Genomic DNA, 25,792 nt, shown 5'->3' with positions numbered 1-25,792 from the left:
TTACATCAGCAGCTTGCGCACCTTGAGCAGCGCGACGATGAACGTGTCGATTTCCTCGCGCGTGTTGTAGAACGCCAGCGACGCGCGCAGCGTGGCGGGTACGCCGTAGAACTGCATCAGCGGATGCGCGCAGTGATGGCCCGAGCGCACGGCGACGCCCTGCAGGTCGAGCAGGGTGGCCATGTCGGTGGCCTGCGCGCCTTCCAGCAGGAAGGAGACCACCGGCTCCTTTTCCCTGGCCTCGCCGAAGATGCGCAGGCCGGGAATCTCGCGCAGACGTTCGGTGGCGTAGGCGAGCAGGTTCTGCTCCCACGCGTGGATCGCGCCGAAGCCCACCGATTCGTAGTAGTCGATGGCCGCCGCCAGGCCGACGAAACCGGCGATGTTCGGCGTGCCGGCCTCGAACTTGTGCGGCGGCGCGGCAAACGTGGTGCCGCTGAAGCTGACTTCGCGGATCATCTCGCCGCCGCCGAAGAACGGCGGCATCGCTTCGAGATGTTCGCGCCTGGCCCACAGCGCGCCGGTGCCGGTGGGACCGAGCATCTTGTGGCCGGTGATCGCGTAAAAATCGCAGCCCAGCGCCTGCACGTCGACCGGCCGATGCGGCGCGGCCTGCGAGCCGTCGACCAGCAGCGCGATGCCGCGCTTCCTGCATTCGCGGGCGATCTCGCGCACCGGATTGACCGTGCCCAGCACATTCGAGACATGGGTGACGCAGGCCAGCTTCACCTCCGGCGTCAGCATCTCGATGTACTTCTCGACGATCAGCTCGCCGCGCTCGTCGATCGGCGCCGCCTTGACCGTGGCGCCGCTGCGCGCGGCGACCAGCTGCCACGGCACGATGTTCGCGTGGTGTTCCATCACCGTGGTGAGGATCGCATCGCCGGCCTTCAGCCGCGGCAACGCATAGCTGTAGGCGACCAGATTGATCGACTGGGTGGTGCCGGAGGTGAGGATCAACTCGTTGCGCGACGTCGCGTTGATGAAACGCGCCAGCTTGTCGCGTGCGCCTTCGTAAGCGGCGGTGGCCTCCTCGCCGAGCTGATGCACCGCACGCGCCACGTTCGCGTTGTGCTCGCGATAGTGCGCATTCACCGCCTCGATCACCGACGCCGGTTTCTGGCTGGTATTGGCGTTGTCGAGATATACCAGCGGCTTGCCGTGCACGCTGCGCGCAAGCAGCGGAAAATCCGCGCGGATGCGCTGGACGTCGAAGACGGTGGGGGTGGCTGGGGCATTCGTCATGGCGTGTTCGCTTCGATGTGGTTCGGCGCGAGAGTGGCCCCTCACCCCTGCCCTCTCCCCGCGGGGGGAGGGTTTTACGGCGTCTCCCAGCATCCAGCATCACTGAAAGCATGGGAAGTGAGGATCAGGCATTCGGCAATTGCGCGACCAGCATGACCGACAGATGCTCGCGCAACGCCTCGTTAGGCAAATCGTCCAGCACCGCGCGGCAGAAGGCGGCGGTCAACAGCGCGCGCGCTTCAGCCAGCGGAATGCCGCGCGAGCGCAGATAGAACAGCGAGCGCTCGTCGAGCTGGCCGACGGTGGCACCGTGCGCGGCCTTCACCTCGTCGGCGTGGATCTCCAGTTCCGGCTTGGTATCGATCTCGGCGCCGGGCGACAGCAGCAGGTTCTTGTTGCCGAGGCTGGCGTCACTGCCGTCGGCACCGGGCGCCACCATGATCGCACCGCGGAATACGCCGCGGGCGCGGTCGTTGGCGACGCCGCGCCAGTTCGAGGTGGACGCGGTATTCAGCGCCTGATGGCGGATCGCCAGCTGGGTGTCGATATGCTGGCGGCCGCGCGGCATGAACACGCCGCGGGTATCGAACCGCGCCCCGTCACCGATCAGCTCGGCGCGCAGGTCATGGCGCACCAATGCGCCGCCCAGCTCGAGCACATGCAGCATCGCATGGGCACGCGCGTGCAGGCGCACGCTGCTGCGACGAATCAGGCTGGTGTCGACGGCGACGTTCTGCAACACCGTGTGATGCAGCCGCGCACCTTCGCGCACGTCGATGTCGCTCACCAGGGTGGCCAGCTGCGCCGGCCCGTCGCCGGAAACGTGCTGCTCGATCAGGCTCAGCTCGGCGGCCTCGCCCAGCTCGATCACGTTGCGCAGATGCCAGGCGAGTTCGATGTCGGCCGCCGCGCCGACGAACACCAGCTGTACCGGTGCAGCGACCTTCACGTTGGCGGCGACACGCAACACCACGCCGTCGGCCGCACTGGCGGCGTTGACCCGGGCAAACGCATCGCCTGCCTCGCGGACATCCCCGATCAAAGCCGGCCGTGAGAGCGCGAAACGCAACGGTTCCGCATCGCCGCGCAACGCGTGGGACAATGGCTGCAGGGTCAACCCGGCCGGCAACGTGTCGACCGCCGACAGATCCGCACGAAACACGCCGTTGACGAACACCAGCCGCGGCCCATCGACGCCAGGCAGCGCGAACGTCGACGCATCCACCGTACGCGTCGCGGCGGCGGCATCGCCATGGGTAAAGCGGCGCTGACCCAGCGCCCGCAGCGCGGTGTATTTCCACGCCTCCACCCGCGTGTCGGGCAAGCCGGCGGCGGCGAATGCCTCACGATTCTGCTGCCGCGCCGCATCCAGCCAGGCGATGCCGCTGGCCGGCAGCGGTGCATCGAGCAGGGACTCGACCAACGGCAGCGGTACCGGCTGACTCATGCCGGGGCTCCCGCGCCGAGGCCGGCGTAGCCGTGTTCTTCCAGCTTCAAGGCCAGCGACTTGTCGCCGCTTTCGACGATGCGTCCATCGGCCAGCACGTGCACGAAATCCGGCACCACGTAGTCGAGCAGCCGCTGATAGTGGGTGATCATCAGGAACGCGCGATCGGGCGAGCGCAGTGCGTTGACGCCGTCGGCGACATGCTTGAGCGCGTCGATGTCCAGCCCCGAATCGGTCTCGTCGAGGATCGCCAGCCGCGGTTCCAGCACCGCCATCTGGAAGATCTCGTTGCGCTTTTTCTCGCCGCCGGAAAAGCCTTCGTTGACCGCGCGGTGCAATAGCTCGTCGGAGATCTGCATCACCTTCAGCTTCTCGCGCACCAGCTTGAGGAACTGCATCGAATCGAATTCCTTCTCGCCGCGCGCCTTGCGCTGCGCGTTGAAGGCAGCGCGCAGGAAATAGGTGTTGTTGACGCCGGGAATCTCCACCGGGTACTGGAACGCCAGGAATACGCCGGCGGCGGCGCGCGCCTCCGGCTCCAGCGCCAGCAGATCGGTGCCGTCGTAGGTCACGCTGCCGGCGGTCACCTCGTAACCTTCGCGGCCGGACAGTACGTTGCCCAGGGTCGATTTGCCGGCGCCGTTCGGCCCCATGATCGCGTGCACTTCGCCCGCATTCACGCTGAGGCTGAGGCCTTTGAGGATTTCCCTGCCTTCGACGCGGGCGTGCAGGTTTTCGATTTTCAGCATGTTCATTTCTTCGATTCCGCCGCCAGCTCGCACGGCCCGTTGCCTACCAGAGACTTGTAACCCTCGATGACGCTGGATTTGCCTGCCGCACTCAAATCGCACGTGGCCACGATGGGAACTTCCAATACTTCACCGAACAGCGACGGATCCGACAGCCAGCCGGCCCGAAAGGACCGGCCATCCGTCGACAGCCGCAACCCCCACGGCACGGTGTTTTGCGTGACGGTCAGAACCGGTACGTGGGCGCTCCACGCGAACCGCCGGATCGGACCCACCGTGAAATGCCCTTGCGCATCGGCGACGACCTCCTGCTTCCTTGCGCCGGGTGCAGGCTCGCCGGACTCATCCAGCACATCGGCCAGCTGTATGTGCGCGCCGGCCACGGGCTGGCCCGCCTCGACGACCGTGCCGGTAATCCGCGGTGCGGTCAGGTAGTGATGCGGCCAGGGTACGCAGCCGGCCAGTCCCGCGTACATGACGCACATCAAGGATCGATGGAACGGTTTCATCCCACTGCCCCTTCCAGCGATACCTCGAGCAGCTTCTTCGCCTCCACCGCGAACTCCATCGGCAGTTCGCGGAACACCTGCTTGCAGAAGCCGTCGACGATCATCGACACGGCATCTTCCTCGCCGATGCCGCGCGAGCGGCAGTAGAACATCTGGTCGTCGGAGATCTTCGAGGTGGTGGCTTCGTGCTCGACGATGGCCGTCGGATTCTTCACTTCTATGTATGGGAAGGTGTGCGCGCCGCATTTCTTGCCGATCAGCAGCGAATCACACTGGGTGTAGTTGCGCGCACCCTCCGCGCCCTTCTCCATCTTGACCAGGCCACGATAGCTGTTGGAGCTGCGCCCGGCGCTGATGCCCTTGGCGACGATCTTCGACTTGGTGTGCTTGCCCAGGTGGATCATCTTGGTGCCGGTGTCGGCCTGCTGGAAGTGATGGGTCAGTGCCACCGAGTAGAACTCGCCCACCGAGCGGTCGCCGCGCAGCACCACGCTGGGGTATTTCCAGGTGATCGCCGAACCGGTTTCGACCTGGGTCCAGCTGATCTTCGAATCGTCGCCGCGGCAGTCGCCGCGCTTGGTGACGAAGTTGTAGATGCCGCCGACGCCGTTCTCGTCGCCCGGATACCAGTTCTGCACGGTGGAGTACTTGATCTGCGCCTTCTCCAGCGCCACGAGTTCCACCACCGCCGCATGCAGCTGGTTCTCGTCGCGCTTCGGCGCGGTGCAGCCTTCCAGATAGGACACGTGGCTGCCTTCCTCGGCCACGATCAGGGTGCGTTCGAACTGACCGGTGTTCTGCGCGTTGATGCGGAAATAGGTGGACAGCTCCATCGGGCAACGCACACCCTTCGGGATGAACACGAAGCTGCCGTCGGAGAACACCGCCGAGTTCAGCGCGGCGAAGAAGTTGTCGCCGGTGGGCACCACGCTGCCCAGGTATTTCCTCACCAGTTCCGGGTATTCGCGGATCGCCTCGCTCATCGAGCAGAACAGTACGCCGGCCTCGGCCAGCTGCTTGCGGAAGGTGGTGCCGACCGAGACCGAGTCGAACACCGCATCCACCGCCACACCGGCCAGCGCGGCGCGCTCGTGCAGCGGGATGCCCAGCTTCTCGTAGGTTTCCAGCAATGCCGGGTCGACCTCGGCCAGCGACTTCGGTCCGGCCTTGGGCGCGGCGTAGTAGCTGATCGCCTGGTAGTCGATCGGATCGATGTTGAGCTTGGCCCAGTCCGGCTTCGGCATGGTCAGCCAGTGACGATAGGCCTCGAGCCGCCACTCGGTCATCCATGCCGGCTCCTGCTTGATCGCGGAAATCTGGCGGACGGTTTCTTCGTTCAGGCCCGGCGGCAAGCCGGTCATCTCGATATCGGTGACGAAGCCGGCCGCATAGCCGCGGCCAAGGGCCTCGGCAACGCCGGCGTTGCCACGAAGCGTGGCGGCGGTGCTGCTCTCGTTGTTCATGCTGCTGTTCATTCGGTGATGGTCTCGCCGGTTTTCACGGTGACCGCGATCTTTCGGGTATGCGGCGGCAACGGCCTGAGCATCTCGGCCAGGCTGACCGCGCGCAGCGCGTTGTCCAGCACGCTGTTGATCCGCTGCCAGCTGCCGCGCACGCCGCATTGCGATTCGCGATCGCACTGGCCCTCGCCTGCGCTGCACTCGGTCATGCCGATCGGGCCCTCCAGCGCCTCGACGATCTCGGCCAGCGATATCTCGCTGGCCGGCCTGGCCAACCGGTAGCCGCCGTTGACGCCGCGGAACGACTCGACCAGGGCGGCATGGCTCAGCGCCTTCAGCAGCTTGCTCACCGTCGGCAGCTCCAGATGCGTTTCGTCGGCGATCTGCGCCGTGCTGAGCACGTCGGCCGGATGCGCGGCGATGCAGGTCATCACTACGGTGGCGTAATCGGTAAGTCGGCTGACGCGAAGCATGGGTACGCTCGGGCCTGGACGCCTGAATCGGGACTAAAATGGTACTGATTTGGCGCGGCGCGGTCAATCAGCGCCATGCACCATGATCGGGCAACGTCCATTAATCGGTTGCCCGCGGGTCGTGCATGCAAAGCCATCGATGCAATACCCGTCCGTAGAAACGCTGCCCCGCCCCCGCGTTTGGGCACTGGCATGCATCGTGCTGCCACGTAGCAATAAGACTCACGGCGCGGGAGCGCGACATGAAAAGGATCACGGCCATCATCAAGCCGTTCACGCTGGACGACGTGCGCGAAGCACTGGCCGAAGCCGGCGTACAGGGGATGACGGTGACCGAAGTAAAAGGCTTCGGTCGCCAGCACGGACATAGCGAGCTGTACCGCGGCGCCGAATACGTGGTCGATTTCCTGCCCAAGCTGAAGATCGAAGTGGCGGTGAGCGACGATCGTCTCGACCATGCGATCGAGGCGATCAGCACGGCGGCCCGCACCGGCAGGATCGGCGACGGGAAGATTTTTGTCGGCACGCTGGACCAGGTCATCCGCATCCGTACGCAGGAGCTCGACGCCGACGCGCTGTGAAGCCATCGTCGCAGCTGTGCTGAGCGAGAGCATCTCGCCACTGCGCCGGCGGCTCGCTAAGCTGGCGCGGTCTTCCCATTTCTTGTTGCCATGACTCAAACGCCCGACCGCGCCGTCGCCCGCCTCGCCTGGACTCGCCAGGTACTGGGCGACAACGCGCTGACCCTGGCATCCGCCTCGGCCGACGCCAGTTTCCGCAGTTACTGGCGGACCCGCCACGACGGCCGCAGCTGGATCGTGATGGACTCGCCACCGGCGCAGGAGGATCCGCAACCCTGGCTGGAAATCGGCGCGCGACTGTCCGCGGCCGGCCTGCACGTGCCGGCGGTGCATGCGCGTGATCTCGCGCTAGGCTTCCTGCTGATCGAAGATCTCGGATCGCAGCTGTACCTGCCGGCCTTGAACGACAGCACGGTGGATGCACTGTACGGCGACGCCATGGACGCGCTGCTGTGCATGCAGCGCGATGCGGACGTGACCGGCATGCAGCCGTACGATCATGCGTTCCTGCAGCGCGAGCTGGAGATCATGCCGGAGTGGCTGCTCGGTCGGCACCTCGGCCACACGCCCGAGTGCGAGGAATGGGACGTGCTGGAGTCCGCATTCACCGTGCTGCTGCGCAACGCAATGGAACAGCCACGCTGCTTCGTGCACCGCGACTACCACAGCCGCAACCTGCTGATCGTCGGAGCCGACAATCCGGGAACCAGCGCGCCGAAGTTGTGGAACCCCGGCATCATCGATTTCCAGGGCGCACTGGTCGGCCCGATCACCTACGACCTCGCCTCGCTGCTGCGCGACTGCTACATCGTGTGGGATCGCGTACGTGTCGAAGCCTGGGTCGAGAGCTATCGGCACCGCCTGCAGGCGGCACGGCTGATTGCTGCGGATGTCACCTCCGAACGCTTCCTGCACTGGTTCGACCTGATCGGTCTGCAGCGGCACATCAAGGTGCTCGGCCTCTTCTGCCGGTTGTGCTACCGCGATGGCAAGCCCGGTTATCTCGACGACCTGCCGCGCGTATACGGCTACGTGATCGAGGTGGCCTCTCGTTATCCCGAGCTGGCCGAATTCGTGGCGCTGCTCCGGCGGTGCGTGGGTGAACGCGATCTGCACTTGCCGGTGGCCGCATGAGGCACGCGCTGATCTTCGCCGCCGGCCTCGGTGAGCGCATGCGGCCGCTGACCGATCGCATGCCCAAACCGCTGCTGCCGGTGAACGGCAAGCCGCTGATCGTATGGCATCTGGAAAAGCTCGCCGCGGCGGGCGTGCATTACGTGGTGATCAACACCTCGCACCTGGCCGAACAGTTCCCCGATGCGCTGGGCGACGGCTCACGCTGGGGCTTGCGTATCCGCTACGCCTACGAAGGCCCGACGCCACTGGAAACCGGCGGCGGCATGTTGAACGCGCTACCGCTGCTGGGTCCACAACCATTTCTCGTGGTGAGCGGCGACGTATGGTGCGACGCGGATTTCACCGTTCTTCCCGCTGAGCCCCAGGGCCTCGCGCATCTGCTGATGGCAGACAACCCCGCGCACCACCCGCACGGCGATTTCCGGCTGGACGCACAAAACCGGCTCCACGACGGCGGCGAACCCCGGCTCACCTACAGCGGCATCGGCGTGTTCCGCCGCGAGCTGCTGGACGGCTGGCCCGAAGCCGTCGGCGATGTGTCAAGCGCCGACGCGAAACCGCCGCGCTTCAAGCTGCGGCCCCTGCTGGAAAAAGCGATCACGCGCGGAAAGGTCGACGGCTCGCACCATCGCGGCGAATGGACTGACGTTGGGACGCTGGAGCGGCTGGCACAGTTGGAATCGGAACTGCGCGGGTAATGCCAACGCGCACGCATGCAACAACCATCAAACTTGTGGGAGCGGCTTTAGCCGCGATGCTTTGCGGGCGAACTGCTGTGGAGCTGTCGCGGCTGAAGCCGCTCCCACAACGCATAGCCGACGAAAAACGGCCCGGTACCAACCGGGCCGTCGCGTTTCGACGGAACCTGCGCGCTTACGGGCGGCGCGCCAGTTCCGGATTTTCCTTGGTGACCGGCATCAGGTCCTTCTTCGACACGCCCAGCCACAGCAGGATCGGGCTGGCGACGAAGATCGACGACAGCGTACCGACCACGATGCCGATCAGCATCGTCACGGCAAAACCATGCACGGCCGGGCCGCCGAAGAAATACAGGGCGCCCATGGTGATCGCCGTGAACAGCGAGGTGATGATGGTTCGCGAAAGCGTATTGTTGATCGAGCGGTTGAGGATCTCCTCCGGCTCGGCCTTGCGCGCCAGCCGGAACAGCTCGCGGATACGGTCGAACACCACCACCTTGTCGTTGATCGAGTAACCGATCACCGCCAGCACCGAGGCCAGCACGGTCATGTCGAACTCGCGCTGGACCAGCGCCAGGATGCCCAGCGTCACCAGCACGTCATGTACCTCGGTGGCCACCGCCGCGATCGCGAAACGGCGCTCGAAGCGGATCCACAGGTACGCCATGATGCCGAGGATCACGAACACCGCAGCCACGGTGCCGTCGCTGCGCAGTTCCGCACCTACTTCGGCACTGATGAAGTCTGGATTTTTCAGCTTGGCATCCGGACGCGAGGCCTGCAGGATCTTGGCCACGTTGGCAGCGACCCGCTCCAGATTGACCTTGCCGCCAACATCCGCAGCTCCTGGAATGTCCTTGGTCTGCATCCGGATCGACACTTCGCGGGTGCCGCCAAGGCTCTGCACCATGGCGTTATGGATGCCGCCTTTCTCTAGCGCGGCGCGCACTCCGGAAATCTCCACCGAGTCCCCATAGTCGGCCACCACCGACACACCACCGGTGAAATCCAGGCCATAGTTGAGGCCCCTGGTCGCGATCAGCGCGATTGATGCGACCATCAGAAAGATGGCTATGGCGATGCTGTACTTGCGCATGCCGAGGAACGGGATGTTGCTGTCGTGATTGAAAATTTCCATGGTGATTCCTTAGACCGACAGCGTCTTGAGCTTGCGGTGGCCGTGGATCAGCGCGGTGAACGCGTGAGTCAGCGTCACCGAGGTGAACAGCGAGGTCAGGATGCCGATCATCAGCGTCACGCCGAAGCCCTTGATCGCGCCGCTGCCCATCGTGGTCAGCGCCAGTGCGGCGATCAGGTGGGTGACGTTGGCGTCCAGAATGGTCGACCAGGCCTTCTCGTAGCCGGCGCGGATCGATGCATGCGGCGTGGAGCCGTTGCGCAGTTCCTCACGTATGCGTTCGCAGATCAGCACGTTCGCGTCGATCGCCATGCCGAGGGTCAGCACGATACCAGCCACACCCGGCATGGTCAGGGTGACGCCGATCAGCGACATCACCGCCAGCAGGATCACCAGGTTGAAGAACAGCGCGATATCCGCGACCAGGCCGAACAGTTTGTAGTAGACCGCCGCCGCCAGCAGCACCAGCGCCAGGCCCAGCATCACTGCCTTGAAACCCTTGGCGATGTTGTCCTGGCCTAGGCTGGCGCCGATCACGCCTTCCGCGACGATGTCCATCGGCGCGGCCAGCGCGCCGCCCTTGAGCAGCAACGCAAGGTCGGAGGCTTCCTTCGGGCTGCCCAGGCCGGTGGTCTGGAACTGCCTGCTGAAGGGACTGGCGATCGAGGCGTCGTTGATCACCGTCTCGGTGACCTTGGGAACACGCACTTCCTTGCCGTCGACGATCTTGGTCTCGTAAACCTGTTCGACGTACACCACCGCCATCGGCTTGCCGACGTTGGCGTTGGTGAAATCGCCCATCTTCTTGGCGCCGGCCGCGTTCAAGGTGACGTCGACCTTGGGCGTGCCGCTCTGCTGGTCGATGCCCGAGGAAGCGTCCACCAGCTGGTTGCCGGTCACGATGATCTGCTTGCTCACCAGCACCGGCAAATTGCTGCCGCGCATGCGGTACAAGTTGGCGTCCGGTGGGATGTTGCCGGTCCGCGCCGCTTCCTGTGCCTGCGCATCTCCCGCCTGGCCGATACCCGGGCGGTACTGCAGCGTGGCCACGGCACCGATCAGCTTCTTGGCCTCGGTCGGATCCTGCACACCGGCCAGTTCGACCACGATGCGGCTTTCGCCTTGCTGCTGGATCAGCGGCTCGGATACGCCCAGCGCATTGATGCGGTTGCGCAGCGTGCCCAGGTTCTGGGTGATCGCGCTACGCGACAGCTCGCGCAGCTTTTCCGGCTTGATCACCACATTCAGCACGAAACGGTCGCCGGTGTTGGCGCCGTTTGCCACGTTGAGGTCGGTGTACTCGTTGGCGATCGCGTCGGCGGCCGTGGAGCGATCGGCGGCCGAACGCAGGACCACGGCGATGCCCTGATCACGAGCGGTATTGCGGGTGACCGACTCATAGCGGATGTTCTTCTGCCGCAGCAGCGTGCGGATATCGTCGGCGTAGCTGTTTTCCTGCTTGTCGATCGCATCGTTCTGATCGACCTGCATCAGGAAGTGCACGCCGCCCTGCAGGTCCAGGCCCAGCGGCATCGAACGCGCGCCGATCGCGCGCAACCAGCCGGGCACATTGGACTGCAGCTTGAACGCCACCGTGTAGCCGTCGCCCAGTGCCGACTTGATGACGTCGGCGCCGCTCTTCTGCACGTCCGAGTTGGCAAATGTCGCCAGCAGATGGTCGCCTTCCACCGCCACGCTTCCGACCGCGATGCGCTTGGCGGTCAGCGCCGCCGTCACCTTCTGCTGCACCGACTGATCGATCGGCGGAGCGTCGCGGTTGGCAGTGACCTGCACCGCCGGCAACGGGACAAATGCATTCGGCAAGGCGTAAATGACGCCGAACAGCATCACCAGCGCGACCAGCGCGTACTTCCAGCGGGGAAAATCACTCATGCCCTGAATCCATCAAAGCCGCGGCGACAGGCCGCGGCGGAAGCAACAATCGAGGAATAATCGTGTGAGAGGCAACCGCGGGGCAGCGCCTCGAAGCCATCGGTCAGACGGACTTCAGCGAGCCCTTGGGCAGCACCTGCTGGACCGCGCCCTTCTGCACCTTGACCTTCACATTGGTCGCGATCTCGACCGTGATGAACGTCTCGCCCACCTCTTCCACGCGTCCGGCGATGCCGCCGTTGGTGACAACTTCGTCGCCCTTGGCCAGAGCGGCGATCAAGGCGCGATGCTCCTTCTGGCGCTTCATCTGCGGGCGGATCATCATGAAATACATCAGGCCGAACAGCACCACCATCATGATGATCATCTGCAGGCCGCCACCGGCGGCGGGCTGCGCAGCAGCGGCCTGGGCGATCACGGGGGAGATCGGAAAACTCATCGGCTTGTCTCGCAAGTTATGGCGCAGCCAAGGATTTCAGCTGAACGCCTGATAAAAGATCGCTGATTATGCCATGCACCCCGGAGCCGTGCACTGGCGCGTCTGGCCCAGGGTTATGGCGGCGGTCCGGGGGGTTGCAAGCACGCGGCCCTGAGCCTAAACCTCGGCGAATCGCCCGCTAGCGGGCTCCTACAGCGGTCGCCGCACCTTGGCGACGGGCGTAGAACGTGGTGGTGAACGCGTCCAGGGTGCGGTTGGCGATCGCTTCGCGCAGTCCGGCCATCAGCCGCTGGTAGTAGCGCAGGTTGTGGATGGTGGCCAGCTGGCTGCCCAGGATCTCGTTGCAGCGGTCGAGATGGCGCAGATAGGCCCGGCTGAAGCCGTTGCTGCAGGCGTAGCAGTCGCAGTCCTCCTCGATCACCCGCGTATCGGTGGCGAACTTCGCGTTGCGGATGCGCAGCGTGCCCTCGGCGGTGAACAGGAAACCGTTGCGCGCGTTGCGGGTCGGCATCACGCAGTCGAACATGTCGATGCCGCGGCGTACGGCCTCCACGATGTCTTCCGGCCGGCCCACGCCCATCAGGTAGCGCGGCTTGTCCGCCGGCAGCAGCGGCACGGTGAAATCCAGCGCGTGATTGCGTTCGGTCTCCGGCTCGCCCACCGCCAGGCCGCCGACCGCGTAACCGTCGAAACCGATGTTCACCAGTCCCGCGGCGGAACGCTGGCGCAGGTTCTCGTGCACGCCGCCCTGCACGATGCCGAACAGCGCGTTCGGCCGCTTTGAATCGGCACCTTGCAGGTCGTCGAACGCCCGGCGCGAGCGCTCGGCCCAGCGCAGCGAGAGCTCCATCGAATCGCCGGCCACCTTCTCGGTGGCCGGGTACGGCGTGCACTCGTCGAAGATCATCGCGATGTCCGAATCCAGCGTCTTCTGGATCCGCATCGACATTTCCGGCGACAGGAACACTTTCGAACCATCGACTGGCGATGCGAACGTCACCCCTTCCTCGGTGATCCTCCGCTTGTGCGCCAGCGAAAACACCTGGAAGCCGCCGGAGTCGGTGAGGATCGGCTTGTCCCAGCCGATGAACCTGTGCAACCCGCCGAACTTCTCGACGATCTCCAGTCCGGGCCGCAGGAACAGATGGAACGTGTTGCCGAGAATGATCTCGGCGCCGATCTCGGTGACGTCGCGCGGCGTCATCGCCTTGACCGAGCCATACGTGCCCACCGGCATGAACGCCGGCGTTTCCACGGTACCGCGGGCAAAGGTCAGGCGGCCACGGCGGGCGGGGCCGTCGGTGGCGTGGATCGCGAACTGGAGGGAAGTCATCCCGCCATTATCGCGGGTTTGGTCAACCCCCGCGCAAACTGGTGTGCCGATCACGCGCCCCGCGGCAGGATCAGCATCGCATCGCCATACGAAAAGAAGCGATAGTGCTGTTCGACCGCATGCCGGTAGGCGTCGAGGATCGCCTCGCGCCCGGCCAGCGCCGACACCAGCATCAGCAGGGTCGACTGCGGCAGATGGAAGTTGGTGAGCAGCCCGTCGATGCTGCTGAAGCGGTAACCGGGGAAGATGAATATCTGTGTTTCGCCGGCGAACGGATGCAGCTCGCCGTTCTTGCTGGCGCTCTCCAACGCGCGCACCACGGTGGTGCCCACGGCGATGATCCGGCCGCCGTTGGCCCGCGTGCGGCGGATCTGCCCGATCAGGTGCGCACCGACATTCAGCCACTCGCGGTGCATCTGATGATTCCTCAAATCATCCGCGCGCACCGGCTGGAACGTGCCGGCACCGACATGCAAGGTGATGTAGCCGAACTCGACGCCACGTTCGCTCAGCGTCGCCAGCATCGCCTCGTCGAAATGCAGCCCCGCGGTGGGCGCGGCCACCGCACCGGGCTCGCGCGCGAACACGGTCTGATAGCGTTCCATGTCGCTGGCGTCGGCGTGCCGCTCGATGTACGGCGGCAGCGGCATCTCGCCCAGCTTCAGCAGCAGCTTCTCCAGCGGCTCGGGCGCCTCGAAATGCAGCCGGAAGAAACCCTCTTCGCGGCCCAGCACCACGGCATGGCTGCCATCGGCCAGTTCGATCCGGCCGCCTTCCTTCGGTTTCTTGCTGACCCCGAGCTGCACGGTCGCCTCGTGGGCGCCGGTAACCCGCTCGATCAGGATCTCCACCGCGCCGCCGGTATCCTTGCGCCCGTACAACCGCGCCGGCAGCACGCGAGTGTCGTTGAACACCAGCAGATCACCCCGCCGCAGGAGGTCCGGCAGTTCGCGGAACATGCGGTCCTGGCGCGACTGCGCCGCCACGTCGAGCAACAGCATGCGGCTGGCCGAACGCTCGGGTAGCGGGGCCTGCGCGATCAGCTCGGGCGGCAGCTCAAAATCGAAATCGGACTTCTTCAAGAGTCACTCGGCCAGCGTGCGGTAACGAGGCATTATCCTGCAAGCGCGGGGCCGTTGCGTGTCGATTTACAACCAACCCTTCTGCCGCGCCAGCCGATGCGCCTCGATGCGATTGGCGACGCCGAGTTTGCCGATCGCCTCGGAAAGATAATTGCGCACGGTGCCGTGCGACAGGTTCAATTGCGCGGCGATGTCGCCGGCGGACAGGCCTTCGCCGGCCAGCCGCAATACCTGGCGCTCACGATCGTTCAGCGGATCGGCTTCGGACCAGGCTTCCAGCGCCAGCTGCGGGTCGATCGCGCGACCGCCGCGATGCACGATGCGCAACGCCTCGGCGAGGTTCTCGGCGGGCGCATCCTTCAACAGGTAACCGGATACGCCGGCATCCAGCGCACGGCGCAGGAAGCCGGGCCGCGCGAAGGTGGTGACGATGACCACCTTGATCGGCAATGCCTGCCGCTGGATGCGCTGGGCCAGCTCCAGCCCGGTCAGGCCGGGCATCTCGATGTCGGTGACCAGCACGTCGGGCTTCAGCCTTTGAACGTCTCGCCACGCCGCTTCGCCGTCCGCGGACGAACCGAGCACCTCGATGTCGGATTCCAGATTCAGCAGCGCGGACAAGGCGCCGCGAACCATCGCCTGATCCTCGGCCAGCAGGATGCGGATCATCCGGCGGTCCTTCGGTTGGCATCGCCGTGTGCGGAAGATAGCGGTGACCTTTTCATGCTGCCGGTTGTCCTGAATCCGTTGCGGCCAGCGCTGCATCAACGGGCATGCCCGCTGGCGAATGCGATGTTTCGACCAGCCGCAGGATCGGCAGCGGCGCAGTCACCTTCAGCCGGGTGCCCCGACCACGCGGCGATTCGATCGTCAACGTTCCAGCCAACGCACGTACGCGCTCGCGCATGCCGCACAAACCATTGCCGTCCTGGCCGATCCCGCCGCGACCATTGTCGCTGATCAGCATGCAGATGGCGCCCCGCTCGCGCGTCATCTCGATCCGGGCCTGGCTGGCATCGGCATGGCGCGCAACGTTGGTCACCGCCTCGCGCAATATAAGCGACAGGGCACGCTCGACGTCGCCCGGCAGGTCGGTGGGCAGATCGCCGTAATCCAGATGCACCCGGGAGGATTCCAGCAATAGCCGCGCCGAAGCCAGCTCGGCGGCAAGATCGGTAGCGCGGATGCCGGTGACCGCGCTGCGCACTTCGGCCAGCGCGTGGCGTGCCACCTGCTCGGCTTCCTCCAGCTCGCGCCGGGCCGCCGCGTGGTCGCGGTCGAACAGCTTGCGCGACAGTTCCAGCTTCAGCGTGATCAGCGATAGTGTGTGGCCGAGCAGGTCGTGCAGGTCGCGGCCGATGCGTTCGCGCTCGGCGGTGGCCGCGAGCCGGCGGATCTGGTCGTGCGACATGCGCAGCTTGAGGGTCTTGTCCCAGTTGATGCGTCCCATCTGCGCACCGACACCCGTGCTGGTGCAGACACCGACCAGGATCAGGTACGTGAACCATGGCCAGTGCAGGGATATCCCCTCCAGCACCAGCACCAACTGGATGAGTGCGATCTTGGCCATGCTCGCGTACAGCGAGCCCTGGTACGGCACCATCGCACAGGCGAATACTCCATACGTCCACGCGGCGGGATTCCACGGCATCGACACGCCGGCCAGCATCACCATCGCTCCGACGTACCCGTTGGCCTCGGTGCTCGGTCTTATGCAGGACCACAGGAAGACCAGCAGGAAGGTCGGGTAGCCCAGTGTCAAGGACCACCAGAACCCGGGGCCGACGTGCGTGAAGATCGGCCCGAGGAACAGCCAGAACGACCACAACAGATTGAGCGCGTGCATGCGAGGCGAATGCCCGGCGGCACGCATGCCGGCCGCCATGGAGCTCGGCGCCGGCCGCAGCCAGGCGGCCAACCGCATGCGGAAAGAGTTCGCGCTGTTCATGCCGGCATGCTACTGCGCCTCAGCCGAACCGGCGCAGCCGTCGCGCCGCGAGCAGCAGGAAACCGACGGCGAAACCGATCAGCATCAGCACATGTGGCAGCAACGATTCCTCGTTGAGCCCCACCGCTGCCAGCGCCAGCCTGTCGAGGTGATAGCTCGGCCATACCGGTGCGATCTGCTGCAGCAACTTCGGCAGCATCGGCAGCGGCATCCACAGACCGGAGAGGAACGACATCGGCAGATAGATCAGCTGCAGCATGCCGGGCGCGCCCTGCCCCTTGATCAAGGTGCCGACGAACATGCCCAGCGCACAGAACGGCAGCACGCCGAGGATGCCGGTGAACAGCAGCGCGCCGGCCTGGGTCAGGCTCAGCGTCAGGTGTCCCAGCGTCAGCGCCATCACCAGCAGCAACAGGATGACTACCGCGGCAGCGGCCATCGCCATCAGCATCTTGCCCAGCAGATAGGCGCCCGGCGGCATCGGCAGCACGCGCTTGAAGGTCAGCAGCCCACCATCGCGCTCCAGCGCCAGCGACACGCCGAAACCGAACAGGCCTGGACTCATCACGCCGAACACGCCGTAGCTGGCCAGCAGGTAGCGCGCTGCGTCGGCGCCGTTCGATTTCGCCATCAAGACGCCGAACAGAAGGTAGAACATCGCCGGGAACAGCATGACCGGCAGCATGAAACCCGGCGCCCGCATATAGCGCAGGCATTCGCTGCGCGCCTCTTCCAGATAGGCGCCGATGACGCGACGGCGCGGCATCGGCAGTGAAATCGATTCTCTGACAGACATGACGGTCTCCATCTCAGGCGGCCTCGCGCTGGTCGGTGTCCGCTGCCTCGCCGGCATCGCGGGTGAGTTCGGTGAATGCCTCGGCCAGGCCGGCGCGCTGCACTTCCAGTTCGCGCAGCTGCAGGTCGGCGGCGAGCAGACGGCGCACCACGATTTCGGCTTCGTCCGACGTGATGTGCAGACGCTCGTTGTCCCGGCGCACCTCGCTGACCTCGGACCAGCCGCGCACCGTATCGATTGGTAGCGTACTGAGGCAGCGAATGCGCTTGAGCGCCACCCGCGCCCGCAGCTCTTCGACCGTGCCTTCGTGGATCATGCGGCCTTGCGCCATCACGCAGACGCGGTCGGCCAGTGCCTCGGCCTCCTCCAGATAATGCGTGGTCAGCAGTACCGAGCAGCCTTCGGCGAGCAGTTGACGGATCGCCGCCCACAGCTTCTGCCGTGCCTCGATATCCATGCCCACGGTGGGCTCATCCAGAAACAGCAGCTCGGGCCGGCCGCACAGCGCCAGCGCGAATTGCACGCGCCGCTGCTGGCCGCCGGAGAGCTTCGCGTAGGGACGCTTGAGCAGATCGCCGACGCCGGCCAGTTCGGCGGTTTCCGCCAGCGTGCGCGGTGCCGGGTAATAACTGGCGGTCAACCGCAGCAGCTCACCCACCCGCAGCGTGGGTGGCAGCTCGGCGTTCTGCAGCATCACGCCGATCCGCCGGCGCGCCTCGATCCGCTGCGGATCCCGCCCGAACAGTTCAACCGTGCCGGCATCGGCCCGGATCAACCCCAGCAGCAGGCCGATCGCCGTGGTCTTGCCAGCGCCGTTGGGGCCAAGCAGGGCCAGCAGCTCACCGCGTTGCAAGCGCAGGTCGGCACCGTCCAGCGCGATGAGTCGAGCATAACGTTTGATGGCACCGCCAAGGCGGGCAATTGGATCGTGGGTATGCGGCATGGGTAATCCTCCCGTGCCGCCCATCCTCCACGTTGCGGGCCTCCGCAGGCAGTCGCCGACGTCAGTCATCGGGGGTGACAGCCGTCACCACAGCTCGGGTACGGGGTTACGGCCGCCGGCAGCGCAAGGTATCCTGTGAGGACTGAAGCCGCCCGACTGGCATTGCGATGGCGGCGTGAAATGTCTGAAAACGTTGAGAAAGCGCCGTTCACCTGCGTTTTCCGTCACGCATTCACTAATGTAGCGTCCGTCTCCGGCATCGCACGCCGATCGGCGGAGCTACGGAGGATTCATCATGGGTATGATCAACCAGCTGCGCGAACTGCGCGAATTCGGCGGCAAGCCGCGGACCACCGGTCTGGACGATGCCAGCATCGAACGCATGGCAGCGAACGATCCGCTGCTGGGCCAGGCGATTGCCGATGCCGTGGCGCGCCATCGCGAGCTGCGGGCTGACTTGAGTGCGGCTGGTATGAGTGACTTCCTGAAACTGGACGAAGCCGAGCAGCTCGCCCAGGCGCAGGCCGGTTTCGTCAACTTCTACCCGGACGACGCGATCAGCCCGTACCTGCCGGCCGCCGCCCGCGGTCCGTGGATCGTCACGCTGAAAGGCGCCGTGGTGCACGACAACGGCGGCTACGGCATGCTCGGCTTCGGCCACAATGATCCGGCGATCCTCGCGGCGCTGAGCCGTCCGCAGGTCATGGCCAACGTGATGGCACCCAGCGTGTCGCAGCTGCGCTTTACCGCAGCGCTCGACAAGGAGCTCGGCCGCAACCGGGGCAGCAACCCGTACGCACGTTACATGTGCCTGAACTCCGGTTCCGAGTCGGTCTCGCTGGCCTGCCGCATCGCCGACGTCAATGCCAAGCTGATGACCGATGCCGATGGCCGCTACGCCGGACGCACGATCAAGCGGCTCGCGGTAAAGGGTGCATTCCACGGCCGCACCGACAAGCCGGCGCTGTATTCCGATTCCAGCCGCAAGACCTACCAGCAGCACCTGGCCAGTTACCGCCACGAAGACAGCGTGCTCACCATCGCCCCGTATGACATCGCGCAGTTGGAGGCGACATTCGCCGAAGCCGACAAGCACGGCTGGTTCATCGAGGCGATGTTCCTGGAGCCGGTGATGGGCGAAGGCGATCCGGGCCGCGCGGTGACGCCGGAGTTCTACAAGGCGGCGCGCGCGCTGACCGAGGCACACGGCACCTTGCTGCTGATCGACTCGATCCAGGCTGGCCTGCGCGCACACGGCGTGCTGTCGATCACCGACTACCCGGGCTTCGAGAAGCTGCCGGCGCCGGACATGGAAGCCTTCTCCAAGGCGCTCAACGCCGGCCAGTATCCGCTGTCGGTGCTGGCGGTCAGCGAGCGCACTGCGGGCCTGTACCGCAAGGGTATCTACGGCAACACCATGACCGCGAACCCCCGCGCGCTGGACGTGGCGCTGGCCACGCTCGATCAGCTAAGCGATGGCGTACGCGACAACATCCGTGAGCGCGGCAAGGAATTCGTCGACAAGCTCAACGCGCTGAAAAACGAGCTGGGCGGCCTGATCACCAAGGTGCAGGGCACCGGTCTGCTGTTCTCCTGCGAGCTGGCTCCGGAGTACAAATGCTACGGCGCCGACTCCACCGAGGAGTACATGCGCGAGCACGGCGTCGGCGTGATCCATGGCGGGGTGAACTCGCTGCGCTTCACGCCGCACTTCAACGTCACCAGCGCCGAAATCGACCTGGTCGTGGCCCATGTGCGCAAGGCCTTGCTGGAAGGCCCGCGCAAGGCCACCGCCAAGGCCGAGGCCGCCTGAGCACCCGCTTGACAGTTCCCGGCTGCGGCGGCGCTCGACACGTTTCCGCAGCTGAATACTTCTTGCACGTCAGGGTTTGCCCACTCCCGTGGAGTTGCCGGCCGGCATAGACTGGCGCTGCCGGCAGCTGCCGGTCACCTAGGGAGGACTCAACGATGTCGATGTCACTACGTCTGCTTGCCGTCAGCGCCGCTTTCGCCTTCGCCGGCGCCACCTTCGCGGCAACGCCGCAGGCCGCCACCACGGCACCGGCCGCCAAGGCGCATACGGCGCAGCAGCAGCGCATGGTCGACTGCAGCAAGCAGGCCACCGGCAAGAAAGGCGAGGAGCGCAAGACCTTCATGAGCTCCTGCCTGAAGGGTGAAGGCATGGCGCCGGCCGCTGCCGCGCCAACGGCCAAGCAGACCCAGCAGGAAAAAATGAAGAGCTGCAACGCCGACGCCAAGACCAAGGCGCTCAAAGGCGCCGAGCGCAAGACGTTCATGAGCAGCTGTCTGAAGGGCGGCGCTGCCGCGATGCCGTAACCTCGCCGGCTGTACCGGCCCTGCACGCGCCCGCGTGGATCATGCGTGCGTGTGCAGGGCCGCTTCGCTAAGCTCCATGACTGTCGCGCGCGCTGCGCCATCGTTGAAGACAGTCGCATGAAGATCGTCGAAGTCGGTCATCCGCTGATCCAGCACAAGCTCGGCCTGATGCGCCGTGCCGGCATCAGTACCAAGGAATTCCGCGAGCTGGCCTCCGAAGTCGCCGCGCTGCTCACCTACGAAGCCACCAAGGACCTGGAAACCGTCGAGGAACAGATTCTCGGCTGGGCCGGCCCGCTGCGGGTGCACCGGATCAAGGGCAAGAAGATCACCATCGTGCCTATCCTGCGCGCAGGCCTGGGCATGCTGCCCGGCGTGCTCGGCATGATCCCGTCGGCGAAGGTCAGCGTGGTCGGCGTGCAGCGGGACGAACACACGCTGCAACCGATCGCCTACTACGAAAAACTCAGCGGCCGCATGGACGAACGCATCGCGCTGATCGTCGATCCGATGCTGGCTACCGCCGGCACCTTGATCGCCGCCGTAGACATGCTGAAAGCCGCGGGCTGCAAGCGCATCAAGGGTCTGTTCCTGGTCGCGGCGCCGGAAGGCCTCGAGCGCATCGAGGCGACGCATCCGGATATCGAGATCTACGCCGCGTCGATCGATGAACGCCTGAACGAGCACGGCTACATCCTGCCCGGCCTCGGGGACGCCGGCGACAAGATCTTCGGCACCAAGCAGTTGCCGGCAACCGACTGACCCAACGTCGGCAACGTAGGAGCCCGCTCGCGGGCGATGCCTTTGCTCTGATGATTGGATAGAAAAAATCAAAACAACAGCATCGCCCGCGAGCGAGCCCCTATCCGCCATGGTTCGCTTCACCGGCCGAAGCGGTCGGTCGCCTCCAGCAACTCGTGCACGTTGCCCGGCTCGAACGCGGAATGGCCGGCGTCCTGCACGATGCGCAGATCGGCCTCCGGCCACGCGCGATGGAGGTCCCACGCGCTGCGCAGCGGGCAGACCACGTCGTAACGGCCTTGCACGATCACCGCGGGAATATGGCGGATGCGATCGATGTTGCGCAGCAGCTGGTCGTCGTGTTCGAAGAAGCCTCCGTTGACGAAGTAGTGGCATTCGATGCGCGCGAATGCCAGCGCGAACTCGTCCTGGGCGCTGGATTCGATGTACGACTTGTCCTGCCACAAGAAGCTGGTGGCGCCTTCCCACACCGACCAGGCGCGGGCGGCATCGGTACGCGTCTTGGCATCGGCGCTGGTCAGGCGGCGGTGGTAGGCGCTCATCAGGTCGCCGCGCTCGACTTCGGGAATCGCGTTGAGATAGGTCTCCCAGGCGTCCGGATACAGTGCATCGCAGCCCTTCTGGTAGAACCATTCCAGCTCCCAGCGACGCAGCATGAAGATGCCGCGCAAGACCAGCTCGGTGACCTTGTCCGGATGCGTCTGCGCGTAGGCCAGCGCCAGCGTGGAGCCCCATGAACCGCCGAATACCTGCCAGCGCCCGATGCCCAGGTGACCGCGCACGCGCTCGATGTCGGCGACCAGGTCCCAGGTGGTGTTGTCAGTCAGCTCCGCATGCGGCGTGGACTTGCCGCAACCGCGCTGATCGAACAGCACGATGCGGTACACGGCCGGATCGAAGAAGCGCCGGCACTTCGGGTTGGTGCCGCCACCCGGGCCGCCGTGCAGGAACACCACCGGCTTGCCGTACGGGTTGCCGCTCTGCTCGTAGTACAGCGTGTGCAGCGCGGACACCTTGAGAAACCCACGATCGAAGGGCTCGATCTCGGGGTACAGCGAACGAAGCGGCGGCGACATGACGGCTCCTCAAGGCCAGCGGACGAGCCGACGAGGCTAGCACGAGGACGGTCTGGCGACCTTCAGTCGGCCTCGAACAGCTTGCCCGGATTGAGGATCCCGTTCGGGTCGAACACCCGCCGCACGCCCCGCATCAGCGCAATCTCGGCCTCGCTGCGGGTGCTTTCCAGATAGGCGCGCTTGACCAGGCCGATTCCGTGCTCGGCCGAAATGCTGCCGCCGTGGCGCTGCAAGGTGGCCGCCAGCAACTTGGTGACGTGCTCGCATTGCGCGATGAAGGCCTCCTCGGCCAGATCATCCGGACGCAGCACGTTGATGTGCAGGTTGCCGTCGCCGATATGGCCGAACCAGACCACCTCGACCTGCGGATATTCGCGCGCCAGCAGTGCCTGCATCTCGTGCAGGAACGCCGGCACCGCGCTGATCCGCACCGACACGTCATTCTTGTAGGGTCGCCGCGGCGCCAGACTCTCGGTAATGCCTTCGCGCAGCCGCCACAGCGCAGCCGCCTGCGCTTCGCTTTGCGCGATCACGCCGTCGCTGACCCAGCCCTGCTCCAGCGCATGCTCGAACGCGGCCAGGGCGGCGTCCTGCGCCGCCCCGTCGGCGGCGTCGAACTCGGTCACCACGTAATACGGATAATCGCCGTCGATGGCGCGCTGCGCTCCATGCACAAGCACGTGCTCCAGCGCGCGATCGGTAAAGAACTCGAACGCCTGCAACGTCAGGCGCGCGCGAAACAGGGCGAACACCTGCATCAGCGCATCCATGTCCGGCAGCGCCAACAGCATGACCTGCGACGGCGGCGGCAGATCGGTCAGCCTCAACGTGGCTTCCACCATGATGCCCAGCGTACCCTCCGAGCCGATCATCAGCTGGCGGAAATCGTAGCCGCTGGAGTTCTTGATCAGGCCGCGATTGAGTTCGAGCAGCTCGCCGTTGCCGGTGACTACCTTCAGCCCGGCGATCCACTCGCGCGTGTTGCCGTAACGGATCACCCGGATGCCGCCGGCATTGGTGGCGATATTGCCGCCGAGCGAACACGAACCACGGGCGGCGAAATCGACCGGATAGAGCAGGCCATGGCTGCGGGCAGCTTCATGCACGTTCTGCAGGACGATGCCCGGCTGCACGGTGAGCGTGCGATCGACCGCGTCGAAATCCAGCACGCGGTTCATCCGCTCCAGGCTCAGTACCAGTTCGCCATTGGCCGCGACCGCACCGCCAGAGAGGCCGGTCCGGCCGCCGGACGGCACGATGGCGACCTGTTGCTCGTTCGCCCAGCGCACGATCGCCTGCACTTCGTCCACGCCGGCCGGCAGCGCAACCGCCAGCGGCGCCGGCGTCCAGCGGCGGGTCCAGTCGCGACCGTAATGTTCCAGGTCGCCCGGCGCGGTGAGCAGGCGCAGGTCGGGCAGTCGACGGGACAGTTCGGCAAGACGGGGGTCGGACATGCTGGGCTCCGGGATATCCCGGCAAGCCTGCCAGCCGCGTCGCCTCGCGTCCAGTGTTGCAACGCCGCAAATCGTCTCCGGCTCTGGCATAGTAGGCGTCCCTCCCTGCCCGGACCGCCGCATGCAAACCTCCTACCCCCGCCGAGACATCAAGGTATTGCTGCTGGAGGGCGTCAGCGCCAGCGCGGTCGAGAACTTTCATCACGCCGGATACAGCCAGGTCGAGCTGCATGCCAAATCGCTGCCGGAAGCCGAGCTGAAGGCACGCATCGCCGACGCGCACATCGTCGGCATCCGCTCGCGCACCCAGCTCAACGAGGATGTGCTGGCACAGGCCAAACGCCTGATCGCGGTGGGCTGCTTCTGCATCGGCACCAACCAGGTGGATCTGAACGCCGCGAGAAAACTCGGCGTGCCGGTATTCAATGCGCCCTACTCCAATACCCGCAGCGTGGCCGAACTGGTGATCGCCGAGGCGATCATGCTGTTACGCGGCATCCCGCAGAAGAACGCGCTATGCCATCGCGGCGGCTGGACCAAGTCGGCCAGCGGCAGCTACGAGACGCGCGACAAGGTGCTCGGCATCGTCGGTTACGGCCACATCGGCACCCAGGTCGGCGTGCTGGCGGAGAGCCTGGGCATGCGGGTGATCTTCCACGACATCGAAACCAAGCTGTCGCTGGGCAATGCCCGTGCGGTTTCCAGCCTGAACGAGCTGCTGGAGCGCGCCGACGTGGTCACCTTGCACGTGCCGGAAACCCCCGCCACACAGATGATGATCAAGCGCGAGCAGCTCGCCAGGATGCGCACGGGCGCGATGCTGATCAACGCCTCGCGCGGCAGTGTGGTGGATATCGGGGCGCTGGCCGCGGCGCTGCGCGACGGCCATCTGGCCGGTGCCGCGGTGGACGTTTTCCCGGTCGAGCCGAAGGGCAACGACGATGCCTTCGTCTCCCCGCTGATTGGCATGGACAACGTGATCCTCACGCCGCACATCGGCGGCAGCACGCTGGAGGCGCAGGACAATATCGGCATCGAAGTCGCCAGCAAGCTGATCCGCTACAGCGACAACGGATCCACCTTGTCGGCGGTGAATTTCCCCGAAGTCACCCTGCCCGAGCATCCGAACAGCCGTCGCCTGCTGCATATCCATCGCAACGTGCCTGGCACGCTGTCGCGCATCAACGACCTGTTCTCGGCCGGCAACATCAACGTCGACGCGCAGTTCCTGCAGACCGACAGCGAAGTGGGTTACGTGGTGATCGACGTGAGCGCCGATACGCAGCAGGCCAACGGGCTGAAAGAACAGCTGGCGGCGATTCCGGGCACCTTGCGCAGCCGCGTGCTGTATTGAGCGGCAAGACATGTAGGAGCCCGCTGGCGGGCGATGCTTCTGCTCTGAAAAAACAAGCAAGAGCATCGCCCGCCAGCGGGCTCCTACGAAAGGTCTGACATAAAAAAACGACAACGGCACCCGAGGGTGCCGTCACGATTGCATTACCGAATTGGTCGGGGCGGCCGGATTTGAACCGACGACCCTCTGCCCCCCAGGCAGATGCGCTACCAGGCTGCGCTACGCCCCGACTGTCCGGCAAGACGACTAGTCTAGCAGCTCACCGGGCCATGCCGGAAGCCATGCTCGAGCACGCGGTGCTCAGCGGCGCAGAAGAGTCAGCACTTCTTCCAGTTCCATCCGCACCTGACGCACGATCTGGTGCGAGATGCTGGCCTCCATCCGGGCCTGCGGGCCTTCCAGCCGCGCACGCGCGCCGGTGATGGTGAAGCCCTCGTCGTACAGCAGCGAGCGGATCTGGCGGATCATCAGCACGTCGTGGCGCTGATAGTAGCGGCGGTTGCCGCGGCGCTTGACCGGATTGAGCGCGGGAAATTCCTGCTCCCAGTAGCGCAATACGTGGGGCTTCACACCGCACAACTCGCCCACCTCACCGATGGTGAAGTAGCGCTTGGCCGGAATGGCAGGCAGTTCGGTGTTATTCCCTTGATCCAGCATAACCTTCGACTCTTACCTTGAGTTTTTGTCCCGGTCGGAACGTCACCACGCGGCGAGCGGAGATCGGAATCTCCTCACCGGTCTTCGGGTTGCGTCCCGGCCGCTGGTTCTTCAGCCGCAGATCGAAGTTGCCGAAACCCGACAACTTCACCTGTTCACCGTTTTCCAGTGCTCCCCTGACGACCTCGAAATAGGCGTCCACGAATTCCTTGGCCTCACGCTTGTTGAGGCCCACGTCGAGGAAAAGCCGCTCGGCCATTTCCGCCTTGGTCAGCGCCATT

26 protein-coding genes and 1 tRNA gene are annotated in these 25,792 nt (G+C 65.4%); 7 read left to right on the top strand and 20 right to left on the bottom strand.

Going from position 1 to position 25,792, the window contains the following annotated elements; genetic code table 11:
- The 6 genes from ACFPPB_RS04925 to ACFPPB_RS04900 all read right to left on the bottom strand — a co-directional run bounded on the left by ACFPPB_RS04925 (position 1) and on the right by ACFPPB_RS04900 (position 5,883).
- Positions 1 to 1,245, bottom strand: a complete 1,245-nt coding sequence (locus tag ACFPPB_RS04925) for a cysteine desulfurase (RefSeq protein ID WP_377324935.1) — start codon at positions 1,243 to 1,245, stop codon at positions 1 to 3.
- A 124-nt stretch (positions 1,246 to 1,369) separates the two neighbouring features.
- Positions 1,370 to 2,692 (bottom strand): Fe-S cluster assembly protein SufD, encoded by a 1,323-nt coding sequence (sufD, locus tag ACFPPB_RS04920; RefSeq protein ID WP_377324933.1) that lies wholly within the window; start codon positions 2,690 to 2,692, stop codon positions 1,370 to 1,372.
- Entirely contained in the window at positions 2,689 to 3,441 is a 753-nt protein-coding gene (gene sufC / locus ACFPPB_RS04915) for a Fe-S cluster assembly ATPase SufC (protein ID WP_377325053.1), read from the bottom strand. The genes sufD and sufC overlap by 4 nt, the downstream gene beginning before the upstream one ends.
- A 2-nt stretch (positions 3,442 to 3,443) precedes the next feature.
- Positions 3,444 to 3,950: a transthyretin-like family protein gene (locus ACFPPB_RS04910; protein ID WP_377324931.1), complete on the bottom strand. Its 507-nt coding sequence runs from the start codon at positions 3,948 to 3,950 to the stop codon at positions 3,444 to 3,446.
- Positions 3,947 to 5,413, bottom strand: a complete 1,467-nt coding sequence (sufB, locus tag ACFPPB_RS04905; RefSeq protein WP_377324929.1) for a Fe-S cluster assembly protein SufB — start codon at positions 5,411 to 5,413, stop codon at positions 3,947 to 3,949. Before sufB ends, ACFPPB_RS04910 begins: the two co-directional genes overlap by 4 nt.
- Before the next feature lie 8 nt (positions 5,414 to 5,421).
- Positions 5,422 to 5,883: an SUF system Fe-S cluster assembly regulator gene (locus ACFPPB_RS04900; RefSeq protein ID WP_377324927.1), complete on the bottom strand. Its 462-nt coding sequence runs from the start codon at positions 5,881 to 5,883 to the stop codon at positions 5,422 to 5,424.
- A 242-nt stretch (positions 5,884 to 6,125) separates the two neighbouring features.
- On the opposite strand from ACFPPB_RS04900, the gene ACFPPB_RS04895 reads away from it, so the two are divergent.
- The 3 genes from ACFPPB_RS04895 (at position 6,126) to murU (ending at position 8,299) form a co-directional block, all read left to right on the top strand.
- Positions 6,126 to 6,464, top strand: coding sequence for a P-II family nitrogen regulator (locus tag ACFPPB_RS04895; protein WP_377324925.1), 339 nt, complete (start codon positions 6,126 to 6,128; stop codon positions 6,462 to 6,464).
- Positions 6,465 to 6,554: 90 nt separating this feature from the next.
- Positions 6,555 to 7,598: an aminoglycoside phosphotransferase family protein gene (locus tag ACFPPB_RS04890; protein WP_377324923.1), complete on the top strand. Its 1,044-nt coding sequence runs from the start codon at positions 6,555 to 6,557 to the stop codon at positions 7,596 to 7,598.
- Complete coding sequence (gene murU / locus ACFPPB_RS04885) at positions 7,595 to 8,299, top strand: N-acetylmuramate alpha-1-phosphate uridylyltransferase MurU (protein ID WP_377324921.1); 705 nt, start codon at positions 7,595 to 7,597, stop codon at positions 8,297 to 8,299. The genes ACFPPB_RS04890 and murU overlap by 4 nt, the downstream gene beginning before the upstream one ends.
- Positions 8,300 to 8,474: 175 nt before the next feature.
- On the opposite strand, the gene secF is transcribed toward murU, so the two are convergent.
- The 9 genes from secF to ACFPPB_RS04840 form a co-directional block, all read right to left on the bottom strand.
- Positions 8,475 to 9,437 (bottom strand): protein translocase subunit SecF, encoded by a 963-nt coding sequence (secF, locus tag ACFPPB_RS04880; protein ID WP_377324919.1) that lies wholly within the window; start codon positions 9,435 to 9,437, stop codon positions 8,475 to 8,477.
- 9 nt (positions 9,438 to 9,446) lie between these two features.
- Complete coding sequence (gene secD / locus ACFPPB_RS04875) at positions 9,447 to 11,330, bottom strand: protein translocase subunit SecD (RefSeq protein WP_377324917.1); 1,884 nt, start codon at positions 11,328 to 11,330, stop codon at positions 9,447 to 9,449.
- A gap of 103 nt (positions 11,331 to 11,433) precedes the next feature.
- Positions 11,434 to 11,769: a preprotein translocase subunit YajC gene (gene yajC, locus ACFPPB_RS04870; protein WP_377324915.1), complete on the bottom strand. Its 336-nt coding sequence runs from the start codon at positions 11,767 to 11,769 to the stop codon at positions 11,434 to 11,436.
- Positions 11,770 to 11,947: 178 nt separating this feature from the next.
- A complete protein-coding gene (tgt, locus tag ACFPPB_RS04865; protein WP_377324913.1) occupies positions 11,948 to 13,102 on the bottom strand; it encodes a tRNA guanosine(34) transglycosylase Tgt in 1,155 nt (384 codons plus the stop codon).
- Between the two features lie 50 nt (positions 13,103 to 13,152).
- Positions 13,153 to 14,184 carry a tRNA preQ1(34) S-adenosylmethionine ribosyltransferase-isomerase QueA gene (gene queA / locus ACFPPB_RS04860; protein ID WP_377324911.1) on the bottom strand — a complete coding sequence of 344 codons (1,032 nt, stop codon included), beginning with the start codon at positions 14,182 to 14,184 and terminating at the stop codon, positions 13,153 to 13,155.
- A gap of 66 nt (positions 14,185 to 14,250) precedes the next feature.
- Positions 14,251 to 14,853, bottom strand: coding sequence for a response regulator transcription factor (locus ACFPPB_RS04855; RefSeq protein WP_377324909.1), 603 nt, complete (start codon positions 14,851 to 14,853; stop codon positions 14,251 to 14,253).
- Positions 14,854 to 14,905: 52 nt separating this feature from the next.
- Complete coding sequence (locus ACFPPB_RS04850) at positions 14,906 to 16,132, bottom strand: sensor histidine kinase (RefSeq protein WP_377324907.1); 1,227 nt, start codon at positions 16,130 to 16,132, stop codon at positions 14,906 to 14,908.
- A 19-nt stretch (positions 16,133 to 16,151) separates the two neighbouring features.
- Entirely contained in the window at positions 16,152 to 16,940 is a 789-nt protein-coding gene (locus tag ACFPPB_RS04845) for an ABC transporter permease (protein ID WP_377324905.1), read from the bottom strand.
- A gap of 1 nt (position 16,941) precedes the next feature.
- Entirely contained in the window at positions 16,942 to 17,871 is a 930-nt protein-coding gene (locus ACFPPB_RS04840) for an ABC transporter ATP-binding protein (protein WP_377324903.1), read from the bottom strand.
- 295 nt (positions 17,872 to 18,166) lie between these two features.
- Between ACFPPB_RS04840 and ACFPPB_RS04835 the strand changes: the two genes are divergently transcribed.
- From ACFPPB_RS04835 to upp, 3 genes are all read left to right on the top strand, one after another.
- Positions 18,167 to 19,684 (top strand): aminotransferase class III-fold pyridoxal phosphate-dependent enzyme, encoded by a 1,518-nt coding sequence (locus ACFPPB_RS04835; RefSeq protein WP_377324901.1) that lies wholly within the window; start codon positions 18,167 to 18,169, stop codon positions 19,682 to 19,684.
- A 155-nt stretch (positions 19,685 to 19,839) separates the two neighbouring features.
- Positions 19,840 to 20,208, top strand: coding sequence for a PsiF family protein (locus tag ACFPPB_RS04830; protein WP_377324899.1), 369 nt, complete (start codon positions 19,840 to 19,842; stop codon positions 20,206 to 20,208).
- A gap of 117 nt (positions 20,209 to 20,325) precedes the next feature.
- Complete coding sequence (gene upp / locus ACFPPB_RS04825; RefSeq protein ID WP_377324897.1) at positions 20,326 to 20,970, top strand: uracil phosphoribosyltransferase; 645 nt, start codon at positions 20,326 to 20,328, stop codon at positions 20,968 to 20,970.
- Between the two features lie 119 nt (positions 20,971 to 21,089).
- On the opposite strand, the gene pip is transcribed toward upp, so the two are convergent.
- Both pip and ACFPPB_RS04815 read right to left on the bottom strand, forming a co-directional pair.
- Complete coding sequence (gene pip, locus ACFPPB_RS04820; protein WP_377324895.1) at positions 21,090 to 22,046, bottom strand: prolyl aminopeptidase; 957 nt, start codon at positions 22,044 to 22,046, stop codon at positions 21,090 to 21,092.
- A gap of 62 nt (positions 22,047 to 22,108) precedes the next feature.
- On the bottom strand, positions 22,109 to 23,500 hold the full coding sequence (locus ACFPPB_RS04815; RefSeq protein WP_377324893.1) for an FAD-binding oxidoreductase: 1,392 nt from the start codon (positions 23,498 to 23,500) through the stop codon (positions 22,109 to 22,111).
- 121 nt (positions 23,501 to 23,621) lie between these two features.
- Here ACFPPB_RS04815 and serA point away from each other — a divergent pair, with 121 nt between their 5' ends.
- Positions 23,622 to 24,854, top strand: coding sequence for a phosphoglycerate dehydrogenase (serA, locus tag ACFPPB_RS04810; RefSeq protein WP_377324891.1), 1,233 nt, complete (start codon positions 23,622 to 23,624; stop codon positions 24,852 to 24,854).
- A 152-nt stretch (positions 24,855 to 25,006) separates the two neighbouring features.
- Here the strand turns inward: serA and ACFPPB_RS04805 are convergent.
- The 3 genes from ACFPPB_RS04805 to ihfA form a co-directional block, all read right to left on the bottom strand.
- A tRNA-Pro gene (locus ACFPPB_RS04805) sits at positions 25,007 to 25,083 on the bottom strand.
- Positions 25,084 to 25,154: 71 nt separating this feature from the next.
- Entirely contained in the window at positions 25,155 to 25,511 is a 357-nt protein-coding gene (locus ACFPPB_RS04800) for a MerR family transcriptional regulator (protein WP_056386704.1), read from the bottom strand.
- Positions 25,492 to 25,791 (bottom strand): integration host factor subunit alpha, encoded by a 300-nt coding sequence (ihfA, locus tag ACFPPB_RS04795; protein ID WP_007804491.1) that lies wholly within the window; start codon positions 25,789 to 25,791, stop codon positions 25,492 to 25,494. Before ihfA ends, ACFPPB_RS04800 begins: the two co-directional genes overlap by 20 nt.
- Between the last annotated feature and the right edge of the window lies 1 nt (position 25,792).

The organism is Rhodanobacter terrae, assembly GCF_042657005.1.
Lineage (GTDB): Bacteria > Pseudomonadota > Gammaproteobacteria > Xanthomonadales > Rhodanobacteraceae > Rhodanobacter > Rhodanobacter terrae.
The sequence above is the reverse complement of the archived record's forward strand: the minus strand, read 5'-3'. Positions and strand labels throughout refer to the sequence as shown.